A 14611-nucleotide genomic window follows, 5' to 3' on the forward strand; every position below is an offset into this window, starting at 1 on the left:
TAGATTCTAGATTATAGATTGTAATTCATTTAAAATCTATAATTTAAAATTTATAATTTAGTATTATTTTTCGTCTTTTTCACTGATTTCCTTTGCCATCGGATTATCTAAAACTCTTAGTTCATCTTTAGGCTTTTCGTAGTGGTTCAATGAAATTACTGAGTGTCTGTCGATATGTCTCGGACCTTCAATATTCCAGTCAGAAAGCTCTTTTCTGTCGAAACGGCAGGTGTCGCAGATAAATTCTTCAACTTCTCCCCACTGATCTTTTCTTGCGGTAACTCTCACGATTTCGTCACCTTTCATCCAGACTACGGCTTTTCCGGAACATTTATCACATTTACAGGTAGCGTTCATTGGTTTTGTAAACCAAACTCTGCTTGAAAAACGTGCTGTTCTGTCGGTTAATGCTCCAACCGGACAAACATCGATGACGTTTCCGATGAAATCATTATCCAAAGCTTTATTTAAGTAGGTTGAAATTTCAGCGTGATCCCCTCTGAATAAAATTCCGTGTTCTCTTTCTCCAGTTAGCTGGTTTGCAGCGAGTACACATCTTGCACAAAGAATACAACGGTTCATATTCAGTTTGATGTGCGGACCCAAATCATCGGCATCGTACGTATTTCTTTCGAACTCCGTTCTGGTTTCAAGATTTCCGTGTTCGTAACCTAAATCCTGAAGATGACATTCTCCCGCCTGATCGCAGATAGGGCAGTCTAACGGATGGTTTACCAAAAGGAATTCCGTAACTGCTTTTCTTCCTTCCTGAGCTTTTTCAGAAGTAAGATTTTTTACTTCCATCCCGTCCATTACGTTGGTTCTGCAGCTTGCTACCAATTTCGGCATAGGACGCGGATCTGCTTCAGATCCTTTGGAAACTTCCACAAGGCAGGTTCTGCATCTTCCGCCACTGGTTTCCAGTTTGCTGTAGTAGCACATTGCAGGAGGTACAGATTTTCCGCCGATTTGTCTTGCAGCTTCCAGAATAGAAGTACCCGGCAAAACTTCAGTAGTCTGTCCGTCTATCGTTATTTTGAATTTTTTAACCTCTTCGCTCATATTCTATGCTTTTCGCTTTTGCCTTAGCAATTAAGCTCTGTTTTAATTATACTTTTTTGTATTAAATGTATACCCGATTCCGGCGAGAACCTGTCCGAAAACAAAATCCTGTCTGGCTTTATCCGGTTTATTATTTAATGTTGTTTTAATGTCCCACATATTGATGTATCCGGCTTTTACTTCTGCTCTCAGCATCCAGTTTTTCCAGAATACAAGGTTAAGACTGGATCTTAAATCGGTTCCCATTCCGGCAATGTGAAAACGGTCGCTTCTCTCGTTACCAAAAAGCTTTACATTACTTTTCGGAAACATAAACCCGATTCCGGCTCCATAAGACCATACCAGATCGATGTTCTTTTTATGAACCAGATTTTTATATTTTTCAAGCCCGACATTTTCATAATTTAATCCGTCGGTATGCTCAAAAGTAAGAAACTTTTCATCGGCAAGATTTACCTGCCCGTTCTGTACCATTGCTGCATATTTCGGATCCGAAATATTTCCTGAAAACCCAACCGTCTGATCCTGGTTCATTACATATTTCATGTGATCAATTCCTAAAACCAAAGCTAAATTATCTTTAATAAAATAACCAAGTCTGAAATTATATTGGGTCACTGTAAACCAGCTTGGATCGAAATAAACAATTCCGAATTTCGTTGGTCTGTCTTTCGCAGATACATTATTTAACTGAAAATCATAACCGTTTCCCGAGAAATGAATGTCAGAATTGCTGTAAGCCGCTCTGTTCCATCCGTAGAAAACGAAAACCTGACCTTTTGTGCTTAAGGGTAAAGGTTTTTCTTTTTTTTCAGCTTTGTATGGAGTCGCCTCCAGTTTATATTCTTTTTCTTCTAATGTATCTTTTTTTACCTGTCCGAAAACAAAACCCGACATCATTAGACCTACTGCCAATATTTTTTTCATCTTAAGCATTCTTCTCAACTGCAGGAATCGGATCTGCATAATGTGCCAATCCGTAGTTCTGAGTCTGTGATAACTCAGGGTTTTTAATGTGCCATTCGAATTCATCTCTGAAGTGACGAATAGCCGCTGCAACAGGCCAAGCTGCTGCATCACCTAACGGACAAATTGTGTTTCCTTCGATTTTTCTCTGGATGTCCCAAAGTAAATCGATGTCTTCCATTTTTCCTTCTCCTTTCTCGATTTTCTTTAAAATCTTGTACATCCATCCCGTTCCCTCACGGCAAGGCGTACATTGTCCGCAACTTTCGTGATTGTAAAATCTCGCTAAAGTCATGGTATGTTCTACGATACACTGATCTTCATCCAAAACAATGAATCCTCCTGAACCCATCATGGTTCCGGTAGCAAATCCACCGTCAGCCAAAGATTCGTAGTTCATGTATCGAGGTTCTCCGTTTACGGTTTTTAATAATAAATTAGCCGGAACAATCGGAACAGAGCTTCCTCCCGGAATACAGGCTTTTAATCTTTTTCCGTCTTTAATTCCTCCGCAATATTCTTCAGAATAAATGAATTCTTCAACCGTAATGGTCATGTCGATTTCATACACTCCGGGTTTGTTGATGTTTCCACAGGCAGAAATCAATTTTGTTCCTGTAGATCTTCCAACTCCTATTTTAGCATATTCAGCTCCTGTAATTTCAATGATCGGAACAACTGCCGCAATGGATTCAACGTTGTTTACTACCGTTGGTCTTTCCCAAAGTCCTTTTACAGCCGGGAATGGCGGTTTCAGTCTCGGATTTCCTCTTTTACCTTCAAGAGATTCAAGCAATGCGGTTTCTTCACCACAGATATATGCTCCACCACCTCTCTGAACGTAAATTTCACAATCGAAACCGGTTCCTAAAATATTTTTACCTAAAAATCCTGCTGCCTTCGCTTCTTCAATGGCTTCTTCCAGAATATCGGGAATCCATGAGTATTCTCCACGGATGTAGATATAAGAAACATTTGAACCTAAACAGTATGATGAAATAAGCATTCCTTCGATCAGTAAGTGAGGAAGAAACTCCATCAGATATCTGTCTTTGAACGTTCCCGGTTCAGATTCGTCGGCATTTACAACAAGGTGTCTCGGAACACCTTCCGGTTTTGCAAGGAAGCTCCATTTCATTCCTGTTGGGAATCCTGCTCCACCACGTCCACGAAGTCCTGAAGCTTTTACTTCTTCAAGAATTTCGTCAGGAGTCATTTTTAAGGCTTTTTCAGCAGCTTCGTAACCTCCGTTTTTACGGTAGGTTTCAAAGTAGCGGATGCCTTCAATATGTGCGTTTTTAAGTAAAAGTTTTTTACTCATTGTTATTTGCTTCTTGCAATAGGCTTTTGGCTTCTTGCATTAATTATGATTAAACGTTAAGTGAATAATTTAAAATCTAAAATGTAGAATTTAAAATTTCTATTAGTCTAAAGCGATCTGTCCTTCTCTGCAAAGATCAAGGATCTCGTCTACTTTTTCTATCGTTAAATTTTCATGGAAAAATTTCCCCAACTGCATCATCGGAGCATATCCACATGCTCCCAGACATTCAGCAGGTTTTAAAGTAAACATTCCGTCTTCCGTAGTCTGTCCGTCTTTAATGTTCAGTTTTGTACGGATATGGTCTAGGATTTTTTCACTTCCCGAAACCATACAAGGTCCGGTTCTGCAAACTTCCAGAACATATTTACCTACCGGCTTCATGTTGAACATGGTGTAGAAAGTAGCTACTTCATAAACTTCGATAGGTTTGATACTCAATAATTCTGCAACATAATCCATTACCGGAACGTCTAACCAGCCTCCGAATTCTTTCTGTGCCAAATGAAGTACAGGAATAAGGGCAGATTTTTGTCTTCCTTCAGGATATCTTGCGATAATTTTGTGTACCTGTGCTAAACTTTCCGGTTTAAAAGCTATTGTTTCGCTCATTTTATTTAATGTATTATTGTACAACGTACAATGTACTAATGACTTATTTATTTTAATCACTGCAAAATCATGAATACATTTTACAATGATACTTCTTACAATTTTATGCGTCTAATTCTCCCGCAATAATATTCATACTACACATCGTAACGATCGCATCTGAAATTACAGAACCTGTAATCATTTCAGGATATGCCTGATAATAGATGAAACAAGGTCTTCTGAAATGCAATCGGTAAGGACTTCTTCCGCCATCACTCACAAGATAGAAACCTAATTCTCCGTTTCCGCCTTCTACTGCATGATAAACTTCTCCTTTCGGTACATCTGTTTCTCCCATTACAATTTTGAAATGGTAAATCAGTGCTTCCATTTTCTTGTAGACATCTGCCTTTTCAGGAAGATAGAAATCCGGAACATCCGCGTGGAATGGTCCTTCAGGAAGGTTTTCGTATGCCTGTTTGATGATTTTTATAGATTCCCAGATTTCCTGCTGACGAACCATGAAACGGTCGTAGGTATCTCCGGAAGTTCCTACCGGAATGATGAAGTCGAAATCCTGGTAAGAAGAATAAGGCTGCGCAACTCTCACGTCATAATCCACACCGGTTGCACGTAAATTCGGACCTGTGAAACCATAGCTTAATGCTCTTTCTGCAGAAATAGATCCTGCTCCGATGGTTCTGTCCATAAAGATTCTGTTTCTTTCTAATAATGTACAGAATTCTTTGAATCTTGGCGGGAACGTTTTAAGGAAATCCTTTAATAACTCATGGAATTTTGGAGTGAAATCTCTTTCAAAACCTCCGATTCTTCCCATATTGGTCGTCATTCTCGCTCCGCAGATCTGCTCATACATATCGTAGATACGTTCTCTTTCGATGAACATATAGGTAAGACCGGTAATTGCTCCGGAGTCCATTCCCGTTACACCGTTACAGATCAGGTGATCTCCGATTCTCGCAAGCTCCATTAAAATAACACGCATATAGTCTACACGTTTTGGAACTTCAACGCCGATCAGCTTTTCAACCGTCATGTGCCAACCCAAATTGTTGATGGGCGCAGAACAGTAATTCATACGGTCGGTAAGGGTAGTGATCTGAGAGTAGTTTCTTCTTTCAGAAATTTTCTCAAATGCTCTGTGGATATATCCCACAGTCTGCTCTGCATGAAGGATTCTTTCTCCGTCCATCGTTAAGATATTCTGGAAAATACCGTGCGTTGCAGGGTGGGTGGGTCCTAAATTGAGGGTGTATAACTGTCCGTCAATCTGTTCCTTACTTTCGTATTGGTTTAGTATATTAGATAATGAGTTATCTTTCATAATGATTGCTTTTAGCTATTTGCTTCTGGCTATTGGCTAGCTGCCATTGGCCATTGGCCTTTTTATCTTCCGAACATGCTGTCGTTCTTGTCTGTTCTTGTTCCGTCTTCCAGACGATATTCTTTCAGCATCGGGTGGTAACCAAGATCTTCCATATTTAAAATAGGTCTCAGATCCGGATGTCCTTTAAATTTGATTCCGTAGAAATCATACGTTTCTCTTTCCATCCAGTTGGCTCCTGCATACAATTCCACTAAAGAGTCTACTTCGATGTTTTCTCTGGACATGAATATTTTCAGACGTAATCTGAAGTTCGTCATCATATTGTGCAGGTGATAAACCACACCGATTTCCTTTTCCGGAAACTCAGGATAATGGATTCCGCATACATCGGTAAGGAAATTGATTTCCAGTGATGAATCTTTCAGATAGTGAACGATTTTTTTCAGATCTTCCTTCTTTACTTCAATCGTCAACATTCCATAAGGCTCTGAACTTGCAATAACAGACTCCGGAAATTCTCTTGTAATTGCTTCTAATACAAATTCGTTTGTCATTTCCGTTAGTTGCTAATGTTGTAAGAATCTAGTAATTTCTGATATTCAGGCATATCTCTTCTTCTGATGCTTTCGCTTTCTGCCAAAGCCTGAACCTGCATTACACCTTCAATAATCTGTTCCGGTCTCGGAGGACATCCCGGAACGTAAACGTCTACCGGAATAATTTTATCAATACCCTGTAAAACAGAATACGTATCAAAAATACCACCGCTGGAAGCACAGGCTCCAACTGCAACCACCCATTTCGGCTCTGCCATCTGAGTGTACACTTCTTTAAGTACCGGTCCTAATTTTTTGGATATCGTTCCGCAAACCATTAACATATCTGCCTGTCTTGGGGAGAAAGAGTTTCTTTCCATACCAAATCGGGAAGCATCATACGTTGGATTCAGGGTAGCCATAAACTCGATACCGCAACAAGAGGTTGCAAATGGTAACGGCCAAAGAGAAAATTTTCTTGCCATCCCGATTACACTGCTCAGTTTTGTTGCGAAAAACCCTTCTCCTTCAAATCCTTCCGGAGTAAGTGCATCTGTTCTTATTACTGGTTTGTTATCTGACATTTTAGTAGATTTTAGATTTTAAATTTTAGATTCTAAATTATTGTTAATGTTAACTTTAATCGAAAATCACCATCTAAAATTTGTAATTTAAAATTTATAATTTCTTATTTATCCCAATCTAAAGCGCCTCTTTTCCATACATAGAAAAATGCCATGAAGAAGATCGCTACGAATGTAAGAACGGCAAGGAATCCTTCCATTCCGAATTCTCTGAAGTTTACCGCGTACGGATAAAAAAATACGATTTCAATATCGAATAATACGAATAATACCGCCGTCAAAAAGTACTTAATGGAAAACGGTGTTCTTGCATTTCCTTCTACCGGGACTCCACACTCCCAGCTTTGGTTTTTCACAGAATTTCCTTTTTTCTGTTTCGGACCTAAAAAATGCGCTCCAAGCAAAGAAATGGCTACGAAACCGATCGCAACACCTGCTTGTATAAGGATTGGAATATAACTTTCAGGTAAATTCATTTTTGCATTATTATCTCAATTTGCAAATTTAGCGAATAAACAAGAAAGCATGAAATTTATGAGGTTAAAAGTGGCTCCAAAATAGGCAAAACGGATAATTTAGAATCATTAAAAATAACAGTTATTTTTTCATTTTTCTGATGAGAGAATACGCCATAAAGGAAATATAGGCAAAAAGGAGACTTGCGTAGATAGTATTCACTGCCGTATTGGTTCTGTCGTCCGCCAACTGGAAAAATAAATTGTATGCAATAAATCCGGCAATTAAAATTCCGAAAATGATGAGTTGTGGTTTCATATTTTAAAACTTACAATAAGTCTACTTTTTGATGATGAAAAATTATTTAATTTCCAGAGCGTAGGTTCTCCTTCTTTTATGGTTCACGGGATTGTAATCCTGCCAAAGAAGCTGAATGCTTTTGTTTTCTTCCAGTTCAGGATTGGTTTCCAGATATTTTACTCCTTTTTTGTTGAAGATATCCCAGATTTCCTTAAAAATAATGGAAGTAACGCCACGTCTCTGATAATCGGGATGAATACCGATCAGGTAAAAATTAGCCCTGTCGTTTTTCTTTCCTGCCTGTAAAAAATGCCACCATCCGAAAGGAAGCAATTTTCCTTTGGATTTTTGCAGAGCTTTTGAATAGGAGGGCATTGTAATGGCAAAAGAAACCAGATTGTTATTTTCATCTGCGATACACACGATGAAATCTTTATCGATTAAAGGGAAATATTTCTCTTTGTAAGTTTTTCGCTGTTCATCCGAAATAGGAGTGTAGGTAGAAAGATGCTTGTACGTTTCATCCAGCAGATCAAACATCGCATCCACATACTGCAGAATTTCTTCTTTAGATTTAAATCTTAGAACTTTCAGATGATATTTCTGGGAAATCAGTTCATTGAACTTGTAAATTTTCTCAGGAAGGGAATCCGGGAACATAATTTCAAATTCCACCCATTCCTTTTCTTTGGTTAAACCCAGTTTTTCCAGATGTTGAGGATAATACGCATGATTGTAAATTCCGATCATGGTTGCCAGTTTATCGAAGCCTAAAGTCAGCATTCCGGCTTTATCAAGATTCGTGAAACCCATCGGTCCTTCAATCTTTCCGATGTTTTTTTCTTTGGCGTACTCAACTGCTTTTCCGATGAGTGCCTGAGAAACTTTTTCATCATCAATAAAATCAATCCAGCCAAAACGTACTTTTCTTATCCCTAGTTCGCGTTCTTCTTTATGATTGATCATTAAGGCGATTCTTCCGACAACTTTGTTGTTTTTGTACGCCAGAAACTGTTTGGCTTCAGAGTATTGCAGCGCAGGATTTTCTTTCGTGCTCCATATTTTAATCTCATCATTAATAAGAGACGGAACGTAATACGGATTGTTTTTGTACAGATCCATGGGAAATCTTACGAATTGCTTTAGCTGTTCGCTGTTTTTTACTTCAATAACTGAAATCTCTGACATGATTTTTTCGTGAAATTATGGAACAAATATAACTAAATTAATACAATACTTTGGCACAGTTTTTACATCATATCGGATGAAAAGTATATTATAAAGATTACAGAGATGAATGGTTATTATTTGATTATTATTGTTTCGATGGCGGTGAGCTGGTTTGTTTCGTGGAGACTGAAATCGAAATTCGAACAATATTCTAAAGTCTATCTTAGAAACGGGCTTTCAGGAAAAGAAGTGGCGGAGAAAATGCTGAGAGATAACGGGATTAACGACGTTCAGGTAATGTCGGTTCCGGGACAGTTAACAGATCATTACAATCCGGAAAATAAAACAGTTAACCTTTCTGAGGCAGTGTATATGCAGAGAAATGCAGCGGCAGCGGCTGTTGCAGCACACGAATGCGGTCATGCGGTTCAGCATAAAGTAGGATATTCCATGTTGCAGTTACGGTCCAAATTGGTTCCGGTAGTAAGCATAAGTTCCAACCTGATGCAGTTTGTAATTATGGGAGGACTTGTAATCATGGCATTTAGTGGAAGTAAACTTGTTCTTACAATAGGGGTTATTATGTTTGCTTTCACGACGCTTTTCGCATTTGTAACACTTCCGGTGGAATATGATGCAAGCAACAGAGCCATGAAATGGCTTCGTGATACGGGAACGGTAACAACAGAAGAATATGTAGGCGTAAAAGACAGTCTGAAATGGGCGGCAAGAACGTATGTAGTGGCTGCAATCGGATCTTTGGTACAGCTTCTTTATTTTATCTCCTTATTAATGGGAGGAAGAAGGGATTAATCTTTGAATTTGAATGAAACATACTGCATCTCGGATCGTTTTTCCGAGATGTTTTTTTGTGCAATAAATGATACTGCAGATTCAATTGAAATTAATATTTTTATGAAATAATCAGAAAACATCAATGCGCGAAAAGTATTTATTAGAAAAGCAAACCAACTATTTAATCAAGGGCATCGCTTTTTTCTGGTTTTTAACCAAAATTGGGAGCTACAAAACTTGGATTACAGAAAGAGTATATCCTGTAATTCCCCCAATAAGCAGTTTAGAAAACATTCCTGCTTTTGTGCATCAGTTTTTATTCGGAGCTTCTCTATCTGCATTATTGCTTGTTGTATGTATTAAACCCAACAGATGGTTGCTTGCTGTTTTATTTTTATTAGAAGTAATGAGCTGTTCTTTGGATACGGTGAGATGGCAGCCTTGGGAATATATGTATCTGTGTTTTTTGCTCTTGGTCATTCTTAATTTCTACAAGCGTGAAAATATTTTAATATTAGGTCATTTATTTTTAGTGTCGGTCTATATTTTCAGTGGTCTTCATAAATTCAGTCGCAGTTTCCTTTCTTTGGTATGGCTAAATATGTTTTTAAGAGATTTTCTTGGGCTGTCGATGCATTTTATTTTAAAGTATAAGCTTTTTTTCGTGGGCTTATTAATTCCTTTTTTTGAAGTTCTTTTAGCATTACTGTTATTGGTTTCAAAGTCAAAGAGAGTGATTAGTTATCTATTAATAGGTATGCACGTAAGCATTCTTATTTTTATCGGACCATTCGGGCTGAAATATAATTCTATAGTCTGGCTCTGGAATTTTGCCATGATATTTATTTTAGGCATTATCTATTCAAAAACCATGGAAGGTTTTAATAAGAAAACCATTGCCACAAATGCATTGTTTTTGGTACTGTGGTTTGTCCTGCCTGTTTTTAGTTTCTGGGGAAGTTGGTATCAGTATTTTTCATTTAATTTATATTCCGGAAAAGGCTATCAAATGAATATCTGTATTTCAGGAAATATAAAAGAATTAAAACCGTATTTTGAAGCTGAACCCAATAATTTTTGTAAAGAAAGTCGGTATATAAATTTACAGGAGTGGGCGTTTAAAGAAATAAAATCGGCACCGATTGCGGAAATTGAAATTCAACGGAAGATCGCAGTTTATTTGAAGAAAAAATATCAGAAAAAGAGTATTCAAATTATACTTTATAACTGGGAAGAAAATAAAATGATAAAACTTTGATCTTAATTGATCTGAGTATCATATAATAACATTACAAAAATATCGATAGGAATTGCCTTTACCTAAACTTATCATCAATTTCAGTTGAAGCCATTTTTTGATTTGCAATCTTTACGTGAATTCCTTTTAATTAAGCACTTTATATTCCACAAATTGCATATTGATTAAGGATTCCAAAATTTCATCTTTGTGTCTTAATTTTATTTTTGCTGAAATTATTGCTCTTTCCTGTGCATCAAAATAGATGATTTTCGCGTCATACTTAGACAGCAAAGTAAAAATTATATTCTGCTGATTAAAATTAAACTGAATCTCAATAGTCGTTTCAAGCTCTTTCGTAACAATATTTGCTTCTTCCAGTGTAATTTTTGCCGATTCTTTGTACGCTTTTACCAAACCGGAAACGCCCAGTTTTGTGCCTCCGTAATAACGGACGGAAATAACCAGAACATTGGTGATTTCATGTGCTAATAACTGGTTGTAAATGGGCAGTCCTGCACTTCCGGAAGGTTCTCCGTCGTCATTTGCCCGATAGTTTTCTCCGTTAAGTCCCATTCTGAAAGCATAGCAATGATGTGTTGCCTTCGGATGTTCCGCACGAATCTTTTCCAAAGCATTTTTCAGTTCTTCCTCATTGTTCACGGGAAACGCAAAACCCAGAAATTTGCTTCCCTTTTCTTTTAATAAAGTATTTTCTACCGGAGATTCTATCGTCTTAAAATTGAACATATATAATAGAGAAAAAATGATTCTGCTGAGAATGTTAGATTTAATTGTTCAAAGGTAAAATTTTTTTAAGAAAAGTCCCGCAAACAGATAACAAAAAAGAGAACCTTTACAGTTCTCTTTAATCCATTAACAAGGAAAGCTTCCTTCCAGCCAAGGTGGAGGACAACTCATACTCGAAGGTGTTTTACAGCATCTTTGTAGGTTTGCAGGATAATAAGAACAGCAAACCGGTGCTATTCCGCCCACAAGATTTTTAAGCTCTTTTCTCGGTAGTTTTTTCAGATTTTTCATATAATATTTTTAAAGTGAAATAGGTGGGTTTAAGCAAGCCTGTCCGATCGGAATACAGACACCATTGCAGTTATATTGCGTGTGGATGTTGCAAGGACACACTTTTGTTCCGTTTTGAAGATAATAACATTTTTCGATTCCTCCCAAAACACTTTTTAGTTCATGTTTTGATAATTTTCTCAGATTTTTCATGATGATGATTTTTAGTTCATCATAAAGCTACATATTTAATTTCAAACTGTGGTGAAAAATTACAAAATATTTATTATGTTAAATTTTTGATTATTAAATATTTAAATGTTTTCTGAAAGAAAAAAATCAACACGGTTATCTCTGATAATTTCAGTTTTAAATGGATTTGACTGGTCAAAAACAGGAGCTTGGGTTCCGTTCTTAAGAAGAAGATGTTCATTGGTAATAACAATCGCTTCGTCCCATAGATTGGCATCTGTAAACTGCTGTAAAGTGAATTTTCCCCCCTCAATAATAACAGACTGAATCTGCTCTTTATACAGAGCTTCCATAAGATTCTGAAGGAAATTGTCCTTTTCAGTTTTAATAAAATGAACATGATTTGCAATTTCTTCTTTTACAGAATTAATCACGATTGTTTTCGCTTCTTCGTTATAAATTTTAAAATCCTGAGGAACTTTAAGATCAAAATCAATTAAAATTCTCACAGGATTAATGCCTTCCACATTTCTTACCGTTAAACTTGGATCGTCATTCAGTGCGGTCTGTGTTCCGACCAAAATAGCGTGTTCATCTGCTCTCAACTGATGTACGAACTGATTTACTAAAGAATTTGAAACTGCGGTTGGTTTAAAATCCTTATCCAGAAATCCGTCTCCCGATTGCGCCCATTTCAGAATGATGTAAGGTCTTTTCTTTTCATGGTAGGTGAAAAATCTTTTATTAAGATCAATACATTCTTTTTCCAGAACGCCTGAAACTACTTCAATTCCGGCATCCTGAATAATTTTTTTTCCTTTTCCGTTCACTTTGTCATGAGAATCCATTGCTCCCACTACGACTTTTTTAAAGCCTAATTCCTTGATTTTTAAAGCACAGGGCGGCGTTTTTCCGTAATGCGCACAAGGTTCTAATGTAACGTAAATAGTGGATTCGGGGATTAAAGATGGGTCTTCAACAGAATTAATGGCGTTAATTTCCGCATGAGGTTCTCCTGCTTTCTGATGATAGCCTTCGCCGATAATTGTACCGTTATGAACAATCACACTTCCCACTAAAGGATTCGGATAGGTTTTTCCGATGGCTTTCTGAGCCAGTTCGATGGCTCTTTTAATATAAAATTCGTCCTGCATATTGAATGAAAAAAGCGAAGTCAAATTGCTTTGCTCCGCTTTCTAATATTTTAAATAGTTTTATTCTCCCGCAATAATGCTGTGAAGATTTTGTTTTAAAGTTTCCAGATGAGCTTTTTTCTCGTCGATAGATTCGTACGTATCTCTCAGCATCGGGTTTTCTCTTGAAGGATTTTTAAAGAATGCGAGATTGTTTTCCAGCTTCACAATTTCAGCTTCAAGATCAGAAATCTGGCTCTTGATTTTTCTTGCTTTGTCTGTAAGCTGATTTTCAGATAATCCTTCTTCTTTAAGTTCCAGCTCGTTGATTTTATTTAATTTCAATTTTTCTCTCAACGTTTTGTTGAATTCTGTATTGATGGAGATTTTATCTCTCGGTACTTTTCCGATGTTGTTCCATGCGGTTTTAATGGCTTCAATTCTTTCGATGCTTCCATCTTCGTTCCCGATTGTTTTTAACTCATCAAGAATTGCCTTTTTATGCTTGTAATTTTCCTTCCAGTTATCTGTAGAAGCGTTGCTTTTTTCACGGTAATTGTTGAAGAACGCATTACATGCATCACGGAATTCATCCCAGATTTTATTCGTCATGCTTTTCGGAACATGACCTATTTTTTTCCAGTCTTCCTGAAGTTTTTTGAATAAAGGAACGGCGATGTCCCACTCTTCATTATTCTGGTTGTCTTTTGCAGTTTGGATCAGTTTTAATTTTTCTTCCAGATTCGCCTGCTGAGAACCTTTTAATGATTTATAATAGGTGTTTTTTGTCGTATTGAATCCTCTCAGAATCGTTTTGAACTCGTTCCAGTTCTGGTTAGAGAGCTTTCTCGGAACGCTTCCTGTTTTCAGAAATTCTGAACGGAGATCTTCCACTCTGCGGATGGCGTTCTGCCAGTAATTATGGTTAGGATTTTCACCGGGCTCAGAAAGTTTCTTGATTTCAGCGATGATCTGATTTTTCTTTTCCAGATTTTCGTTCTGCTCCGTTTCAATGGCAGCAGAAAGTTCAGATTTTCTTTCGTGGATTTTATTTGAAATTTCTTTGAATTCTTCCCATGTTTTCTCACGGAATTCTTCAGCAACCGGTTCCGCTTCTTCCTTCCATAATTTGTGAAGATATTGCAGCTCATTCAGCGCTTTCTGAATCACAGGCTCATGTTCAAGCTGTTTTGCACGCTCAATGATGTGTTGTCTTTTTTCAAGATTGTGGCTGTACTCCTGCTCCAGAAATTCTTTATTCAGATCAAGCATCTGATAAAACTGGTTCAGATGATGAAAATAATTGTTGTTAAGAATCTTGAATTCAGATTTGGCAACCTGTCCCGCTTTGGACCAGTCTTCTTTAATCTCTCTTATCGATTTGAAAAGATTGGTTCCCGGTTCGGAATTCGTATACAGATTTTTAAGCCTTTCGATGATGGTTTGGCGATGTTCCAGATTTTTCTTCTGTTCTTCTTCCTGCCCCTTTTGGTATGCATCGTGCTTTTCTCTGAAAATATTCACCAAAGCAGAGAATTTCGCCTGAGAAGGATGCTCATAACTGAAATTTTCAGGAGCATTTCCCGCTTCGGCATATTCATGCTTTTTATCTTCCACTTCATCATGGATGTAATGACTTGCTTTTTCTTTGAGCTGATTGAATTTTTTGAAATCTTCACCTGCATTGGGTGCATTGATGATTTTTTCCATTTCCTTCAGGGCATCGGCAAGAGAAATTTCTACTTCTTCGTGCTCTTCTTCATGTTCCGTTTCCTCATGATGAATGCTTTCATCCTGAGGTTCTGCAGGTTCTGATGTTTTTTCCTGAGGGACTTCGTTAGAATTTTTGTTTTCCTCGTTTTCAGAAAGGTTGTTTTCTGTAATCATAGCAAATCGT

At 37.4% G+C, this 14611-nt stretch carries 17 protein-coding genes; 2 read left to right on the top strand and 15 right to left on the bottom strand.

Annotated features, from left to right (window positions below; translation table 11 throughout):
* Window positions 1-63: 63 nt before the first annotated feature.
* The 10 genes from PFY09_RS16605 to PFY09_RS16650 all read right to left on the bottom strand — a co-directional run bounded on the left by PFY09_RS16605 (window position 64) and on the right by PFY09_RS16650 (window position 8355).
* Window positions 64-1062 (bottom strand): 2Fe-2S iron-sulfur cluster-binding protein, encoded by a 999-nt coding sequence (locus PFY09_RS16605; RefSeq protein WP_076393025.1) that lies wholly within the window; start codon window positions 1060-1062, stop codon window positions 64-66.
* 42 nt (window positions 1063-1104) lie between these two features.
* A complete protein-coding gene (locus PFY09_RS16610) occupies window positions 1105-1989 on the bottom strand; it encodes a hypothetical protein (protein ID WP_271160408.1) in 885 nt (294 codons plus the stop codon).
* Between the two features lies 1 nt (window position 1990).
* Window positions 1991-3349 carry an NADH-quinone oxidoreductase subunit NuoF gene (gene nuoF, locus PFY09_RS16615; protein WP_076393023.1) on the bottom strand — a complete coding sequence of 453 codons (1359 nt, stop codon included), beginning with the start codon at window positions 3347-3349 and terminating at the stop codon, window positions 1991-1993.
* A gap of 102 nt (window positions 3350-3451) precedes the next feature.
* Entirely contained in the window at window positions 3452-3961 is a 510-nt protein-coding gene (locus PFY09_RS16620) for an NADH-quinone oxidoreductase subunit NuoE family protein (RefSeq protein ID WP_076393021.1), read from the bottom strand.
* A 103-nt stretch (window positions 3962-4064) separates the two neighbouring features.
* The gene (gene nuoD, locus PFY09_RS16625; protein WP_076393019.1) at window positions 4065-5288 is read right to left on the bottom strand and encodes an NADH dehydrogenase (quinone) subunit D; all 1224 of its coding nucleotides are present in this window, start codon (window positions 5286-5288) and stop codon (window positions 4065-4067) included.
* A gap of 62 nt (window positions 5289-5350) precedes the next feature.
* On the bottom strand, window positions 5351-5845 hold the full coding sequence (locus PFY09_RS16630) for an NADH-quinone oxidoreductase subunit C (RefSeq protein WP_076393017.1): 495 nt from the start codon (window positions 5843-5845) through the stop codon (window positions 5351-5353).
* Window positions 5846-5850: 5 nt separating this feature from the next.
* On the bottom strand, window positions 5851-6411 hold the full coding sequence (locus tag PFY09_RS16635; protein WP_271160409.1) for an NADH-quinone oxidoreductase subunit B: 561 nt from the start codon (window positions 6409-6411) through the stop codon (window positions 5851-5853).
* A 104-nt stretch (window positions 6412-6515) separates the two neighbouring features.
* Window positions 6516-6887 (bottom strand): NADH-quinone oxidoreductase subunit A, encoded by a 372-nt coding sequence (locus tag PFY09_RS16640; protein ID WP_027380112.1) that lies wholly within the window; start codon window positions 6885-6887, stop codon window positions 6516-6518.
* Between the two features lie 121 nt (window positions 6888-7008).
* On the bottom strand, window positions 7009-7185 hold the full coding sequence (locus PFY09_RS16645) for a hypothetical protein (protein ID WP_271160410.1): 177 nt from the start codon (window positions 7183-7185) through the stop codon (window positions 7009-7011).
* Between the two features lie 42 nt (window positions 7186-7227).
* Window positions 7228-8355, bottom strand: a complete 1128-nt coding sequence (locus PFY09_RS16650; protein WP_268052888.1) for a GNAT family N-acetyltransferase — start codon at window positions 8353-8355, stop codon at window positions 7228-7230.
* 105 nt (window positions 8356-8460) lie between these two features.
* Between PFY09_RS16650 and PFY09_RS16655 the strand changes: the two genes are divergently transcribed.
* Together PFY09_RS16655 and PFY09_RS16660 are read left to right on the top strand one after the other, a co-directional pair.
* A complete protein-coding gene (locus tag PFY09_RS16655; protein ID WP_076393013.1) occupies window positions 8461-9150 on the top strand; it encodes a zinc metallopeptidase in 690 nt (229 codons plus the stop codon).
* A 124-nt stretch (window positions 9151-9274) separates the two neighbouring features.
* Window positions 9275-10390 (top strand): hypothetical protein, encoded by a 1116-nt coding sequence (locus PFY09_RS16660; RefSeq protein WP_271160411.1) that lies wholly within the window; start codon window positions 9275-9277, stop codon window positions 10388-10390.
* 126 nt (window positions 10391-10516) lie between these two features.
* On the opposite strand, the gene PFY09_RS16665 is transcribed toward PFY09_RS16660, so the two are convergent.
* The 5 genes from PFY09_RS16665 to PFY09_RS16685 form a co-directional block, all read right to left on the bottom strand.
* Window positions 10517-11119, bottom strand: coding sequence for an IMPACT family protein (locus tag PFY09_RS16665; protein ID WP_271160412.1), 603 nt, complete (start codon window positions 11117-11119; stop codon window positions 10517-10519).
* Window positions 11120-11245: 126 nt separating this feature from the next.
* Entirely contained in the window at window positions 11246-11410 is a 165-nt protein-coding gene (locus PFY09_RS16670; protein ID WP_268052890.1) for a bacteriocin-like protein, read from the bottom strand.
* A gap of 9 nt (window positions 11411-11419) precedes the next feature.
* Entirely contained in the window at window positions 11420-11602 is a 183-nt protein-coding gene (locus PFY09_RS16675; protein WP_214588570.1) for a bacteriocin-like protein, read from the bottom strand.
* A gap of 101 nt (window positions 11603-11703) precedes the next feature.
* Entirely contained in the window at window positions 11704-12735 is a 1032-nt protein-coding gene (gene ribD, locus PFY09_RS16680) for a bifunctional diaminohydroxyphosphoribosylaminopyrimidine deaminase/5-amino-6-(5-phosphoribosylamino)uracil reductase RibD (protein ID WP_271160413.1), read from the bottom strand.
* 60 nt (window positions 12736-12795) lie between these two features.
* On the bottom strand, window positions 12796-14601 hold the full coding sequence (locus PFY09_RS16685; RefSeq protein WP_271160414.1) for a DUF349 domain-containing protein: 1806 nt from the start codon (window positions 14599-14601) through the stop codon (window positions 12796-12798).
* Window positions 14602-14611 lie beyond the last annotated feature (10 nt).

The organism is Chryseobacterium gambrini, from assembly GCF_027920505.1.
Lineage (GTDB): Bacteria > Bacteroidota > Bacteroidia > Flavobacteriales > Weeksellaceae > Chryseobacterium > Chryseobacterium gambrini.